This window comes from Streptomyces umbrinus, assembly GCF_030817415.1.
In the GTDB taxonomy this organism is placed as follows: domain Bacteria; phylum Actinomycetota; class Actinomycetes; order Streptomycetales; family Streptomycetaceae; genus Streptomyces; species Streptomyces umbrinus_A.
The window spans coordinates 2,589,513-2,603,978 of the sequence record NZ_JAUSZI010000002.1 but is presented as its reverse complement, the minus strand read 5'-3'; the positions used below and the strand labels follow the sequence as shown (position 1 = coordinate 2,603,978).

General features: G+C 70.9%; 11 protein-coding genes. 9 read left to right on the top strand and 2 right to left on the bottom strand.

Annotated elements, in window-relative coordinates:
• Position 1 precedes the first annotated feature (1 nt).
• The 9 genes from QF035_RS11955 (at position 2) to QF035_RS11915 (ending at position 10,490) form a co-directional block, all read left to right on the top strand.
• Positions 2 to 1,408 (top strand): ThuA domain-containing protein, encoded by a 1,407-nt coding sequence (locus QF035_RS11955; protein WP_307520134.1) that lies wholly within the window; start codon positions 2 to 4, stop codon positions 1,406 to 1,408.
• A gap of 160 nt (positions 1,409 to 1,568) precedes the next feature.
• Complete coding sequence (locus QF035_RS11950) at positions 1,569 to 2,789, top strand: inositol-3-phosphate synthase (RefSeq protein WP_307520133.1); 1,221 nt, start codon at positions 1,569 to 1,571, stop codon at positions 2,787 to 2,789.
• On the top strand, positions 2,786 to 3,994 hold the full coding sequence (locus QF035_RS11945) for an SCO3242 family prenyltransferase (protein WP_373466637.1): 1,209 nt from the start codon (positions 2,786 to 2,788) through the stop codon (positions 3,992 to 3,994). Before QF035_RS11950 ends, QF035_RS11945 begins: the two co-directional genes overlap by 4 nt.
• On the top strand, positions 3,991 to 4,974 hold the full coding sequence (locus QF035_RS11940; protein WP_307520130.1) for a sugar phosphate isomerase/epimerase family protein: 984 nt from the start codon (positions 3,991 to 3,993) through the stop codon (positions 4,972 to 4,974). The genes QF035_RS11945 and QF035_RS11940 overlap by 4 nt, the downstream gene beginning before the upstream one ends.
• Positions 4,971 to 5,669, top strand: a complete 699-nt coding sequence (locus tag QF035_RS11935; RefSeq protein WP_307520129.1) for an EboA domain-containing protein — start codon at positions 4,971 to 4,973, stop codon at positions 5,667 to 5,669. Before QF035_RS11940 ends, QF035_RS11935 begins: the two co-directional genes overlap by 4 nt.
• Positions 5,669 to 6,556, top strand: a complete 888-nt coding sequence (locus QF035_RS11930; protein WP_307520128.1) for a TatD family hydrolase — start codon at positions 5,669 to 5,671, stop codon at positions 6,554 to 6,556. Before QF035_RS11935 ends, QF035_RS11930 begins: the two co-directional genes overlap by 1 nt.
• 3 nt (positions 6,557 to 6,559) lie before the next feature.
• Positions 6,560 to 7,729, top strand: a complete 1,170-nt coding sequence (gene eboE / locus QF035_RS11925; protein ID WP_307520127.1) for a metabolite traffic protein EboE — start codon at positions 6,560 to 6,562, stop codon at positions 7,727 to 7,729.
• Complete coding sequence (locus QF035_RS11920) at positions 7,726 to 9,150, top strand: nucleotide pyrophosphatase/phosphodiesterase family protein (protein ID WP_307520125.1); 1,425 nt, start codon at positions 7,726 to 7,728, stop codon at positions 9,148 to 9,150. The genes eboE and QF035_RS11920 overlap by 4 nt, the downstream gene beginning before the upstream one ends.
• Before the next feature lie 176 nt (positions 9,151 to 9,326).
• Positions 9,327 to 10,490 (top strand): sugar phosphate isomerase/epimerase family protein, encoded by a 1,164-nt coding sequence (locus QF035_RS11915; RefSeq protein WP_307520124.1) that lies wholly within the window; start codon positions 9,327 to 9,329, stop codon positions 10,488 to 10,490.
• A gap of 196 nt (positions 10,491 to 10,686) precedes the next feature.
• Here the strand turns inward: QF035_RS11915 and QF035_RS11910 are convergent, their stop codons facing one another.
• Entirely contained in the window at positions 10,687 to 12,075 is a 1,389-nt protein-coding gene (locus tag QF035_RS11910; protein ID WP_307520123.1) for an OFA family MFS transporter, read from the bottom strand.
• A gap of 258 nt (positions 12,076 to 12,333) precedes the next feature.
• Positions 12,334 to 14,466 (bottom strand): acetate--CoA ligase family protein, encoded by a 2,133-nt coding sequence (locus QF035_RS11905; protein ID WP_307520121.1) that lies wholly within the window; start codon positions 14,464 to 14,466, stop codon positions 12,334 to 12,336.

Below are 14,466 nucleotides of genomic sequence, written 5' to 3'. Positions count from 1 at the left end.
CATGCGAGCAACTGGCCGAACAGTGACCGCTGTCGTCGGCGCCGCCCTGCTCATCGGGTGTGTGTCGGGGCCGGCCGCCTCGAAGGGATCCTCCTCCGGCCCGTCGGGGTCCTCCGGGGCCTCCGAGTCGAAGAAGCCCTCGAAGGGTGAGCGTGTCCTGGTGTTCTCCAAGACCGCCGGGTTCCGGCACGACTCGATCCCCGAAGGGGTCGCCGCGGTGAAGAGCCTCGGCGCCGCGAACGGGTTCAGGGTGGACGCCACCGAGGATGCGGGAGCCTTCTCCTCCCGCAACCTCGGCCGGTACGACGCCGTGGTGTTCCTCTCCACGACAGGGGACGTCCTCAACGCGTCCCAACAGCGGGCCTTCGAGGGCTACATCAAGCGCGGCGGCGGTTACGTGGGCATCCACGCGGCCGCCGACACCGAGTACGACTGGGAGTTCTACGGCGGCCTCGCCGGCGCCTACTTCCAGTCGCACCCGGCGATCCAGCCCGCGCGGATCGAGGTCGAGGACCGGGCACACCCGGCCACCTCGCACCTCGGGGAGTCCTGGAACCGTACGGACGAGTGGTACAACTACCGCTCCAATCCCCGGGACCGGGCCCACGTCCTGGCCTCGCTCGACGAGTCGTCGTACACCGGCGGCACGATGAGCGGCGACCATCCGATCGCCTGGTGCCAGGAGTACCGGGGCGGCCGCGCCTTCTACACCGGCAGCGGTCACACCAAGGAGTCGTACGCCGATCCCGCCTTCCGGCAGCACCTGCTGGGCGGCATCCGGTGGGCCGTCGGTGCCGCGGAGGCCGACTGCCGCCCGGAGAAGGGGTATTCACCCCTCTTCGACGGGACCGCCGAGTCGCTGGCGGACTGGAAGCAGGCCGGACCGGGCTCGTTCTCGCTCTCGGACGACGGCACACTCACGTCGTCCGGTGGCCTGGGCATGCTCTGGTACGCGGACCGCGGCCTCGGCTCGTACTCGCTGAAGCTCGACTGGAAGATGGCGAGTGCCTCCGGGGACGACAACTCCGGTGTGTTCGTGGGCTTCCCGGCCTCCGACGACCCCTGGTCGGCCGTCGACAACGGCTACGAGGTCCAGATCGACGCGTCCGACGCCCCCGACCGCACCACCGGGGCCGTGTACAGCTTCCAGTCCGCCGACATCAGTAAGCGCGACCGTGCGCTGAACCCGCCGGGGGAGTGGAACACGTACGAGATCCGCGTGGAGGGCGAACGACTCCGCGTCTGGCTCAACGGCGTGAAGATCAACGATTTCACCAACACCGATCCGGCGCGCAGCCTGCGCGACGGTCATGTCGGGATCCAGAACCACGGAGCCGAGGACCAGGTGTCCTTCCGTGACATCCGGATCAAGGAACTGCCGGCGCGAACCGGCGCGCAGGGCGATTGAGCGGCGGCGGGCGGGGGACGCCGGACCTCCGCCCGCCGTCTTGTCCCCATCTGTTTTTCTCTGTGGTTATTTGTCCCTTTGGCGGTTGATTCTCCCGGCTGCCGACTCCGGCTCGCGTTGCCGCTCGCGAATGACCTCACGTACGACAAGGAGGCTGCCCATGTCCGCCGAATCCTCCGTCTCCCCCTCCCGGGTGGGAGTGTGGCTGATCGGAGCACGTGGCTCTGTCGCCACCACGGCCGTCACGGGGTGCGCCGCGGTGACCGCGGGGCTGCACCCACCGACGGGCATGGTCACCGAGACCCCCGCGTTCGCCGACTGCGGACTGCCCCCGCTCTCGTCTCTCGTCTTCGGCGGTCACGACATGGTGGACTGCCCCCTGCCCAAGCGGGCGGAGGGGCTGGCCGCCGGGGGCGTGCTGCCGCCCGGGCTTCCGGCGGCCGTCACCGCCGAACTCGCCGCCGCCGACCGGGAGATCAGGCTCGGCGGCCCGCTCTCCGGTGAGACCCGCGACGAGGACGAACTGGTCGAGGCCCTGGCCTCCGACATCCGTGACTTCACGATCCGCTGCGGTCTGGACCGCACGGTCGTGGTCAACGTGGCGTCCACGGAGCCGGTGCCCACCGGTACGGAACTCCCGGCCAGCTCCCTGTACGCGGCGGCCGCGCTGCGGGCGGGCTGCCCGTACGTCAACTTCACGCCCTCCATGGGCCTGCACCACCCGGCACTTGCGTCCGCGGCCGCGGAGTCCGGGCTGCCGTACGCGGGCCGGGACGGCAAGACCGGCCAGACCCTGCTGCGGTCGGTCCTCGGCCCGATGTTCGCGCAGCGCGCGCTGGCGGTCCGCGCCTGGTCCGGTACGAACCTGCTGGGCGGCGGCGACGGAGCGGCCCTCGCCGACCCGGGGGCCGCGGCCGCGAAGAACGCGGGCAAGGAACGCGTCCTCGCCGACACCCTCGGCGGGGTTCCCGAGGGCGAGACCCACATCGACGACGTACCGTCCCTCGGCGACTGGAAGACCGCCTGGGACCACATCGCCTTCGACGGCTTCCTCGGCACGCGGATGGTCCTCCAGACGACCTGGCAGGGCTGCGACTCCTCCCTCGCGGCCCCGCTGATCCTCGATCTGGCCCGCCTGGCCGCCCGCGCCCACGAGGCCGGCCTGTCCGGCCCGTTGTCCGAACTCGGCTTCTACTTCAAGGACCCGGTGGGCGAGGGGCCCGCGGCCCTGGGCGAGCAGTACGCGGAACTGATCGGGTTCGCGGGGCGGTTGCGGGGGGCCGGGGATCCGCAAGGGACCTCGGGCGAGCGACCTGGCTCTTCGGGTGAACGACATGACCCTTCGGGCCAGCGGCGAAGCCTTCCGGGGGAGCGGCGATGAGCGGGAGCGGGCGGCCGGTGTCGCAGGACGCGAGCCCGAACGGCCTGCACGCGGGTCCGGCCGAGCCACACACGAGCCCGGGCGAGCTGCACGCGAACCCGGTGCCGCTGGAGGTGGACCCCGCGGAACAGCAGCCGAGCACTGAGGCGCGAGGCGTGAGCCCGGTGCCTCAGGACACCTCGAGGGCGACATCACCACGGTCCGCCAGGCAGGGAGTGAACGTGAACGCCTGGGTGGAACTCCTGCGCCTCCCCGCCCTCTTCACCGTCCCCGGTGACGCGCTCGCGGGCGCCGCCGCGGCGGGTGCGCGCCCGAACCCCCGAACCCTGGTGGCCATCGCCTCCTCCCTCTGCCTGTACGAGGCCGGTATGGCCCTCAACGACTGGGCCGACCGCGCGGAGGACGCCGTGGATCGCCCGCACCGCCCCCTGCCCTCGGGCCGCATCAGGCCGGCCGCGGCCCTTGCGGCGGCCGGCGGCCTGACGGCGGCGGGCCTGGCCCTGGCGTCCACAGCCGGCCGCCGCCCCCTCGCGGTCGCCGGCGCGCTGGCCGCCACGGTCTGGTCGTACGACCTGCTCCTCAAGCGCACGCCCGCGGGCCCCGTGGCGATGGCGGCGGCCCGTTCCCTGGACCTCCTGCTCGGCGGGGTGGCCGCCAACGGCGACATCCGCAGGGCCCTGCCCTCCGCGCTGGCCCTGGGCACCCACACCCTGGCCGTCACCACGGTCTCCCGCCACGAGACCCAGGGCGGTTCACCGTGGGCCCCCCTGAGTGGGTTGGCCACGACGGCGGCACTGGCCTGGTCCGTCACCCGCGACGGCACGGAACGGGACCGGCAGCCAGGACAGGACAGGCGCGCGGGACGGCACCGGCAGCCAGGAGCGGACTGGAAGCCTGGACGGGACCGGCATCCGGGAGGGGGGAACCGGCAACCGGGACGCGCCGCGGCAACCGCCACCAACCTCGTGTCCCTGCGCGGAGCACTCGCCGCCGTCTACGCGGCGACCGCCGTCCGTCCCCTCTTCCACGCCGCCCTGAACCCTTCGCCCCAACTCACCCAACGAGCCGTGGGCGGCGGCATCCGAGCCATGATCCCCCTGCAGGCCGCCCTCGCGGCCCGCTCCGGCGCTCCGGTCACCGCCCTGCTGACAGCGGCGCTCGCTCCGGCGGCCCGCCGGTTCGGCCGGAAGGTGAGCATGACATGAGCCTCCAGCCGAACCCCCGCCCCACCGCGTACCCCCTCCGCTACTCCTACGGCACCAACGGCCTGACCGACCTCCGTCTGGACGACGCCCTCTCCCTTCTCGCGGACCTCGGCTACGACGGCGTCGGTCTGACGCTCGACCACATGCACCTGGACCCGCTCGCCCCCGACCTCGCGGCCCGCACACACAACCTCGCCCGCAGACTGGACGAGCTCGGCCTGGGCGTCACCATCGAGACCGGCGCCCGCTATGTACTCGACCCGAGGCGCAAGCACGGCCCGTCCCTCCTCGACCCGGACCCGGACCAACGCGCCCGCCGCGCCGACCTGCTCGTCAGAGCCGTCCGGATCGCAACCGACCTCGGCGCCCACGCGGTCCACTGCTTCAGCGGCATCCTCCCGAAGGACACGGCGGGAGAGACGGACACCGAAGGGCGGACTGCCGCGGCCGAGGACGCCGCCTGGAAGCGCCTCGCCGAAACGCTCACCCCCGTCCTCGACGCCGCCACCGCCGCCGGAATCCCCCTCGCCGTCGAACCCGAACCCGGTCACCTCCTCGCCACCCTCGACGACTTCCACCGTCTGCGCACCGACCTCGGCAGCCCCGACGCCCTCGGTCTCACCCTCGACATCGGCCACTGCCAGTGCCTCGAACCCCTCTCACCCGCCGACTGCGTACGCGCCGCCGCCCCCTGGCTGCGCCACGTCCAGATCGAGGACATGCGGCGCGGCGTCCACGAACACCTCCCCTTCGGCGACGGAGAGATCGACTTCCCTCCCGTACTCGAAGCCCTCGCCAACGTCGGCTACCAGGGCCTGGTCTCCGTCGAACTGCCCCGCCACTCCCACGCAGGCCCCCAACTCGCCCAGCAGTCCCTCCCGTTCCTCCACCACGCGGCCGCCGTCTCCACACCCCCGGACGCCGACCGGCCGCCGATCCCCGGCGAGGGCCCCACCGACTCCGACGGGAGAACCCCGTGAAGGACCTCCACGACGACCTCGGCACCCCGACGGACGTCACCCCGCCGGCCTTCGCCGCCCTGCGCACCCGCCTGAACGGCCGGCTCGACGGCGCCGCGCGCGCCTGGCTGGACCAGGCCCTCGACGAGGCGGCCGCCCACCCGGGCACCCACGGGCCCATCTCCGTCTGGGAGTTGCGGATCGCCGAGGCCGGCCGCCGCTGCGGCCCGGACCACGCGGAGGCGGCCCGCGTCCTCCTCCTGCACGCGGCCCGGGCCGACGTGACCACCCTCGCCCGCGTCTACCGTCAGGGCACCGCCGACGAACGCCGCGCAGTCCTCCAGGCCCTGCCCCACCTCGTGCCGGGCCCCGACGCCCTGCCGATCGTCGAGGACGCCCTGCGCACCAACGACACCCGGCTCGTGGCCGCCGCCGTCGGCCCGTACGCCGCCCTGCACCTGGACGCCCACAACTGGCGGCACGCCGTGCTGAAGTGCCTGTTCACCGGCGTCCCCGTCGAGGCGGTGGCCGACCTGCCCCGCCGCGCCCGCGCCGACGCGGAACTCGCCCGCATGCTCGCCGACTACGCCGACGAACGCACCGCCGCGGGCCGTCCCGTACCCCATGACCTGCACCGCGTCCTGTCCCTGACCGAGCACCCGGCCACCCCGCCCGGCACCGACGCCCCCCACGGCAGCGACGGCAAGGAGTCCTGATGCGCATCTTCGACCCCCACATCCACATGACGTCACGGACCACCGACGACTACGAAGCCATGCACGCGGCCGGTGTCAGAGCCGTCGTCGAACCCGCCTTCTGGCTCGGCCAGCCCCGCACCTCGGTCGCCTCCTTCCTCGACTACTTCGACTCTCTCCTCGGCTGGGAGCCCTTCCGCGCCGCCCAGTACGGCATCGCCCACCACTGCACCCTCGCCCTCAACCCCAAAGAGGCCAACGACCCTCGCTGCGTCCCCGTCCTCGACGAACTGCCCCGGTATCTCGTCAAGGACCACGTCGTGGCCGTCGGCGAGATCGGCTACGACTCGATGACCCCCGCCGAGGACACCGCCCTGGCTGCCCAGCTCCAGCTCGCCGCCGCCTACGAGCTGCCCGCGCTCGTCCACACCCCGCACCGCGACAAGCTGGCCGGCCTGCGCCGCACCCTCGACGTGGTCCGGGAGTCCGCACTGCCCCCGGACCACGTCCTGATCGACCATCTCAACGAGACCACGGTCAAGGAGGCCAAGGACGGCGGCTGCTGGCTCGGCTTCTCCGTCTATCCGGACACCAAGATGGACGAGGAACGGATGGTCGCGGTCCTGCAGGAGTACGGGCCGGAGAAGGTGCTGGTCAACTCCGCGGCCGACTGGGGCAAGAGCGACCCGCTGAAGACCCGCAAGGTCGCGGACGCCCTGCTGAAGGCCGGATTCACCGAGGACGACGTCGACCAGGTGCTGTGGCGCAACCCCGTCGCCTTCTACGGACTCAGCGGCCGACTGGACCTGGACGTCGCCGGCACGGACGCCACCCACGAGGGCAACTCCATCCTCCGCGGCGTCCCGAAGACGGTCCCGGACACCGACCCGACGACGACGGAGGTGTGACCCGTGCGCTTCCGCCACCCCGACGGTTCCACCGTCCACCTCGCCTACTGCACCAACGTCCACCCCGCCGAGACCCTCGACGGCGTCCTCGCCCAGCTCCGCGACCACTGCGAGCCCGTACGCAAACGCCTCGGCCGCGACCGCCTCGGCATCGGCCTGTGGCTCGCCAAGGACGCCGCGCACGCCCTGGTCACCGACCCGTCCGCCCTGCGCGGGCTGCGCACCGAACTCGACCTCCGCGGTCTCGAAGTCGTCACCCTCAACGGCTTCCCGTACGAGGGGTTCGGCGCCGAGGAGGTCAAGTACCGCGTCTACAAGCCGGACTGGGCCGACCCCGAGCGGCTCGAACACACCACTGCCCTCGCCCGCGTCCTCGCCGGACTCCTCCCCGACGACGTCACCGAAGGCACCATCTCGACCCTGCCGCTCGCCTGGCGCACGGTGTACGACGACGATCGCGCCGCCCGTGCCCACGCGGCCCTGACCACCCTCGCCGAACGCCTCGACGCGCTGGAAGAGCTGACCGGCCGCTCCATCCGTATCGGCCTGGAGCCGGAGCCGGGCTGCACCGTCGAGACCACGGCCGACGCCATCGCCCCGCTCACCGCGATCGGCCACCCCCGCATCGGCGTCTGCGTCGACACCTGCCACCTCGCCACCTCCTTCGAAGATCCACGCACCGCCCTGGACGCCCTGGCTGTAGCCGGTGTCCCCGTCGTCAAGTCCCAGCTCTCGGCCGCCCTGCACGCCGAACACCCGCACCTCCCCGAAGTCCGCGAGGCACTCGCCGCCTTCGACGAACCCCGCTTCCTGCACCAGACACGCACCCTCACCGCCGCCGGACTCCGCGGGACCGACGACCTCGGCGAGGCCGTCAAGGAGGACGCCCTGCCCGACGCCTCCCCATGGCGCGCCCACTTCCACGTCCCGCTGCACGCGGCCCCCGACGCGCCCCTCACCTCCACGCTGCCCGTACTCAAGGACACGCTGACCCGACTGGTCGGCGGCCCGCACCCGCTGACCAGCCACCTCGAGGTCGAGACCTACACCTGGCAGGCTCTCCCGCCCGAGCTGCGCCCCCGCGCCCGCGCCCAGCTCGCCGACGGCATCGCCGCGGAACTCACCCTCGCCCGAGACCTGTTGACGGACCTCGGCCTGAAGGAACTCCCATGAGCACCCACGAGACCCCGGCAGCGCCGGCCGGCACCGACGGCTCCACGACCCCCACCCCGCTCCTCGTCCTCGACGTCGTCGGCCTCACCCCCCGTCTCCTCGACCACATGCCCCACCTCAAGACCCTCGCCCAGTCCGGCTCGCAGGCCACCCTCGGCACGGTCCTGCCCGCCGTCACCTGTGCCGCCCAGTCGACGTTCCTCACGGGCACCCACCCGTCCGAGCACGGCATCGTCGGCAACGGCTGGTACTTCCGCGACCTCGGCGACGTACTGCTGTGGCGCCAGCACAACGGCCTGGTGTCCGGGGACAAACTGTGGGACGCCGCCCGGCGCGCGCACCCCGGCTACACGGTCGCCAATATCTGCTGGTGGTACGCCATGGGCGCCGACACCGACATCACCATCACCCCTCGTCCGATCTATTACGCCGACGGCCGCAAGGAACCCGACTGCTACACGCGGCCCCCGGCCCTGCACGACGAACTCACCGAGAAACTCGGCACGTTCCCGCTCTTCCACTTCTGGGGTCCCGGCGCCGACCTCGTCTCCAGCCAGTGGATCATCGACGCCACCCGGCACATCATCCGCACCCGCCACCCTGACCTGACCCTCTGCTACCTCCCTCATCTCGACTACGACCTGCAGCGCTTCGGCCCCGACGACCCGCGCTCGCTGAAGGCGGCCGCCGACCTCGACGCGGCCATGGCCCCCCTCCTCGACGACGCGCGAGCGGAAGGCCGCACCGTCGTCGCCCTGTCCGAGTACGGCATCACCCGCGCGGACCGCCCCGTCGACATCAACCGCGCACTGCGCCGCGCCGGACTCCTCGAAGTGCACACGCAGGACGGCATGGAGTACCTCGACCCGATGGCATCACGTGCCTTCGCCGTCGCCGACCACCAGATCGCCCACGTCTACGTGCGCCGCCCCGAGGACATGGAGGCCACGAAAGCGGCGCTCGCCGATCTGCCCGGCATCGAGCAACTCCTCGACGACGAGGGCAAGAAGACCCACCACCTCGACCATCCGCGCTCCGGCGAACTCGTCGCCGTCGCGGAGCCGGACGCCTGGTTCACGTACTACTACTGGCTCGACGACGCCCGCGCGCCCGACTTCGCGCAGCTCGTCGAGATCCACCGCAAACCCGGCTACGACCCGGTCGAGCTCTTCATGGATCCGCTCGACCCGTACGTCAAGGTCAAGGCCGCGGGCGCGCTGGCCCGCAAGAAGCTCGGCATGCGCTACCGCATGGCGGTCGTGCCCCTCGATCCCTCACCTATTCGAGGCAGCCACGGCCGCCTCCCCCTGAGCGACGACGAAGGTCCGCTCATCATCTGCTCCACCCCCCGCGCTGTCGGCGACCGCGTCGCGGCCACCGATGTGAAATCCCTGTTGCTCGACCTGGCCGGCCTCGGGTGACTGCACCTGGGAGCGACCGGACGGGCGATCACGAAAAGTGAAACACACGGCACTGACAGTGCGTTCGGCCTGTGGATAACCGGCGTACCGCACGGCACCCGTCACAGCCGGACACCTGACGGACATGGCTGGGCCCCTGCCGAACACGGTGGGCCCCTACCCGAAAGAGAGACACCGTGACCGCGTTCAACGACGAATCCGGATCCGGCGACGCCCTGCGTCGCGCGCTCGGCGTCAACCGCCGCCGCTTCCTCAGCACGTGCACCGCCGTCGCCGCCGGGGCGATAGCCGCCCCGGTGCTGGGCGCCTCACCAGCCCTGGCCCAGGACCGGGGCAGAGGCCACGACCACGGCCGCGGTCACGTCCTCGTTCCGCCGGGCAAGCGCGGCATCATCCTCTACACCGTCCGCGACGCCACGGCCCGCGACCCGCTCGCCTCGGACCTGCCCTCCGGCTTCCGCGAGGTGTTCAAGCAGCTGGCCCGCCACGGATACCGCCAGGTGGAGTTCGCCGGCTACAACCAGCACGCCAACGCGTCCGGCGGCGCCAGCCTGGAGTCCGTCGCGGGCGCCAAGCTGCTGCGCTCCTGGCTCGACGACTACGGCCTGCGCGCCCAGGGCAACCACGGCTTCATACCGTCCTCCTGGCCGCTGACCACCGCCGACCTGGACAACTTCAAGAAGCACCTGGAGATCGCCAACATCATCGGCATGGACCACATGGGCACCGGCGGCGACCCCACCGGCAGCTCCTACCCGGCCGACTGGGACGTGGCGGCCGACAAGTGGAACGCGCTGGGCAGGATCGCCCGCCGCGAGGGCATCAAGCTGTACACGCACAACCACGACTCCGCCTACGGCTTCCTGCTCGACGGAGGCCCGCTGGACGCCCAGGGCCGGCCCACCCGCAGCTCCGGCATCCGCAAGCTGGAGTACTTCCTCAAGGCCACCGACCCGAAGCTGGTCTGGCTGGAGATGGACATCTTCTGGGCGCACGTCGCCCAGTACAAGTTCCACACCTACACCGCCCACGACGGCTCCACCCGCGAGAAGGTCTTCGACCCGGCGGGGCTCGTCGCCCGCAACAACAAGCGCTACCCGCTGTTCCACGCCAAGGACGGTGTCGTGAGCACCACCAACGGCATGGGCTACGACATGGTGCCCTTCGGAACGGGCGTCATCGACTACACCACGTTCTTCTCGCGGGTCGGTGAGCGGAACTACCACAACCCGATGGTCGAGGACGACAACTCGCCCAGTGCGACCGACCCCGCACAGTCGCTGCGCGAGGCCAAGATCAGTTACGACAACCTTGCGGCCCTCCGCGCAAGGCGCCACTGACCCCGGACACACAGCGAACGGTCCTCCCCACGCGGTGCCGTGGGGAGGACCGTTCGGCGTTTCCAAGGACGGAAGCGGTTCGTGCAGGTTCTAGAGCGTCGGGGACGTGTGCGGCGGACACGGCGCGGGACGGTTCCGCACCGCGGGGTTCATGAGGGGGCATCCCCCCACCGGCTCGATTCGTCTCCTCACCGGTTCAGGCCATCTCCTCGCCGATCGGGTGCGGGTTGGGCACGACGCGCTTGGGACTGGGGCGGCCGGGAGCGCGCAGGAAGAGCGCGAGGACTGCGGAACCGAGACCGATGCCGCCTGCCAGTGCGAAGGCGCCTCCGTAGCCCCAGGTGCTCACGACGACGGCTCCCACGCCGGAGCCGACGAGACCGGAGATGAGCTTGGAGCTGTAGACCATGCCGTAGTTGGAGGCGTTGTTGTTCTCACCGAAGTAGTCCGCCGTCATGGCCGCGAAGAGCGGGAAGATCGCGCCGCCGCCGAAGCCGGAGACCATCGAGCAGACCAGGAAGAACGGCATCGAGCCCATGTTCCCGGAGAGGAACACGCCGAACTGCGAGCAGCCGAGGACGACACAGACGATGACGAGTGTGTTCCGGCGGCCGTAGCGGTCCGAGATCCAGCCGATGACACCACGTCCGGTGCCGTTGACGATCGCCTTGAGTGACATCGCGGTGGCCACGATGCCGCCCGCGAACCCCATCTCCTTTCCGAACGGCACCTGCATGGCGATGCCGAAGATGTTGATACCGGCCGTGCACAACAGGCAGAACCACATCATCCACAGGACGGGCGTCCTGGCCGCCTCCCGCGGTGTGTACTGCTTGACCGCCGGCGGGTTCTTCGCCAGTGCCCGCACGACCCGCGGGTCGTCGGAGGTCTTCAGCGGGTCGACGTGCGCTGGCCACCAGTTCTTCGGCGGGTCCTTGAAGAACCAGCCGGCGACGGCGACGACCGTGCAGCAGATCACGCCGACCATGACCAGCACGGTCTCGTAGTTGGACAGGTCCATGTACGAGGTGAACAGGAACACGAAGGGCACGGAGCCGTAGGCGAAACCGCCGTTGACCATGCCGGTCTTGCCGCCCTTGCGCTCCGGATACCACTTGCCGACCATGTTCACGCAGGTCGCGTAGACGAGGCCGGCGCCGATGCCGCTGAACATGCCGAAGCCTATGTAGGCGACGATCACGTGCGGCGCGTACGCCAGGGAGATGTAACCCAGGACCGTGCCGAGTGCGCCGAGCATCATGGCGTACCGCGCGGGCAGCTTTCCGCTCTCGCGCAGCTGGCCGGCCGGGAAGGCCACGGCCGCCTGGAAGAACACCCAGACGCCCATCAGCCAGAAGATGTGCCCACTGTCCCAGAGGTGGGCCTCGTGCAGGGTGTCCTCGGCGGATGTGAACGCGTACTCCGAGGAGCTGATGCCCATCATGCCCATCCAGGGGAAGAGCACCATGGTCCAGCGTGGTCGCCCCATGATGTCCCGGTCGGTCTCACCGATCCGGTACAGGCGGCCGTTGCGGTCCGTCACCTCCCTGTAGGGGACGGGTGTCGTGAAGTCGGTGGTTGTCATGTCGCGTAGCACCCCTTGCGTCGAAAGATCTGGCCAGCGCCCCCTGTCCAATTCCTTTCGTGTGCGCACGGGTCCCGGGGCGGGCCGACGCGCACCGTCGGCCCGCCCCTTCACCGGGTCAAGTCATGAACCGCCCCCCAACAGCGCCCACCACGCGCCGCCGCGTCACAGCAGCCCCGCCGCCCGCGCCCAGCGAGCTGCGGCCCGCCCGGGGGACAACCCCCGGACCCCCGGCCGGTTCGCCGCACGCCGGTGGCATCACAGCAGCCCCGCCGCCCGCGCCCAGCGATACTTCGCGCCGAGGACGGCCACCGGCTTCTCGGTCGTGTACGGGTACGCCACGACCCCGCGTTCGTAGAGGTACTGGCAGGCCTCCTCGACCTCGACGTCGCCCGCGAGCGACGCCACGACCGGCTTCTCGATCCCGCGCTCCCTGAATTCGGCCACCACGCGCGCGGTGAGCTCGGCGAAGACCATGGGAGGGGTCACGATGGTGTGCCAGTAGCCGAGGACGAGCGAGTGGATCCGGGGGTCCTCCAGACCGAGCCGGATCGTCGCCTCGTACGTCGACGGCGGCTCGCCGCCCGTGATGTCCACCGGGTTGCCGGCCGCTCCGAAGGGCGGGATGAACTTCCGGAAGGACGCGTCCAGGTCCGGCGGGATCTCCATCAGGGAGAGGCTGTTGTCGGTCACCGCGTCGGACAGCAGTACGCCACTGCCGCCGGCGCCCGTGATGATCACGATGTTGTCGCCCTGGGGAGTCGGCAGCACCGGCAACCCGCGCGCGTACTCCAGCATTTCGTTCAGACCGGGCGCCCTGATGACACCGGCCTGCTTCAGGATGTCCTCGTACACGGCGTCGTCGCCCGCGAGGGCGCCCGTGTGCGAGCCCGCGGCCTTGGCGCCGGCCGCCGTACGGCCCGCCTTCAGGACGACCACCGGCTTCTTGGGGACGGTCGCCCGCGCGGCCTCCACGAAGGCGCGTCCGTCCTTGAGGTCCTCCAAGTGCATGGCGATGCACTTGGTGTTGGGGTCCTCGCCGAACCAGGTCAGCAGGTCGTCCTCGTCCAGGTCCGACTTGTTGCCGAGCCCCACGATCGCGGAAACACCTGTCTTCGTAGTGCGCGCGAAGCCCAGGATGGCCATCCCTATGCCACCGGACTGCGAGGTGAGCGCGACGCCGCCCTTGACGTCGTACGGCGTGCAGAACGTGGCGCACAGGTCCTGCCACGTCGAGTAGTAGCCGTAGATGTTCGGCCCGAGCAGCCGGACTCCGTAGCGCTCGCCGATGGCCACGATCTCGTCCTGCAGTTCGTGCTCACCGGTCTCCGCGAACCCCGAGGGGATCAGGACGGCGTTGGGGATCCCCTTGCGTCCCACCTCCTCCAGGGCCGAGGCCACGAACTTGGCGGGAATAGCGAAGACCGCCACATCCACCTCACCGGGAATGTCCGTGACACTCTTGTACGCCTTGCGGCCCAGAATGTCATCGGCCTTGGGGTTCACCGGGTGGATCTCCCCGGAGAAACCGCCGTCGATGAGGTTGCGCATGACCGAATTACCGATCTTGCCCTGCTCGTTGGAGGCACCGATCACGGCCACCGACGACGGCTGCATCAGCCGGCGCATCGAGACGAGGATCTCGTCGCGCGTGTACTTGCGGCGGGGCTTGGCCACCTCCTCGGCGAGGATGATCCGGATGTCCGCGGCCACCGCTCCCTCCGGGGTGGCGATCACCGGGTTGAGATCGACCTCGGCGATCTCCGGGAAGTCCGCGACGAGTTCGGAGACCCGGCGGATCTGCTCGGCGATCGCCCACCGGTCCACCGCCGGAGCGCCCCGCACGCCGCGCAGGATCTCCGCGGCCCGGATCGAGTCCAGCATCGACAGCGCCTCGTCCGCGTCCACGGGCGCCAGCCGGAACGTGACGTCCTTGAGGACCTCGACGAGCACACCGCCGAGCCCGAAGGCCACGACCTTCCCGAACGTCGGATCGGTCACCGCGCCGACGATGACCTCCTGCCCCTTGGGGAGCAGTTCCTGGACCTGTACGCCCTCGATACGGGCCTGGGCGTCGTAGGCCCGGGCGTTCTCGATGATCTTGTGGAAGGCGGCGCGTACGTCCGTCGCGCCCTCCACCCCGACGATCACGCCGCCGGCGTCGGTCTTGTGGAGGATGTCCGGGGACACGATCTTCATCACGACGGGCCCGCCGAAGCGCGCCGCGTACGAGACCGCCTCGTCGACGTCGGTCGCCAGCTCCTCGCCGGGGACCGCGATCGCGTACGCGTCGGCGATCACCTTGCCCTCGGGCGCGGTCAGCGCAGTCCGCCCCTCGGCCCGCACGGCTTCGAGGAGCGTACGCACCCTCAGCACCCGGTCTTCGGCCAT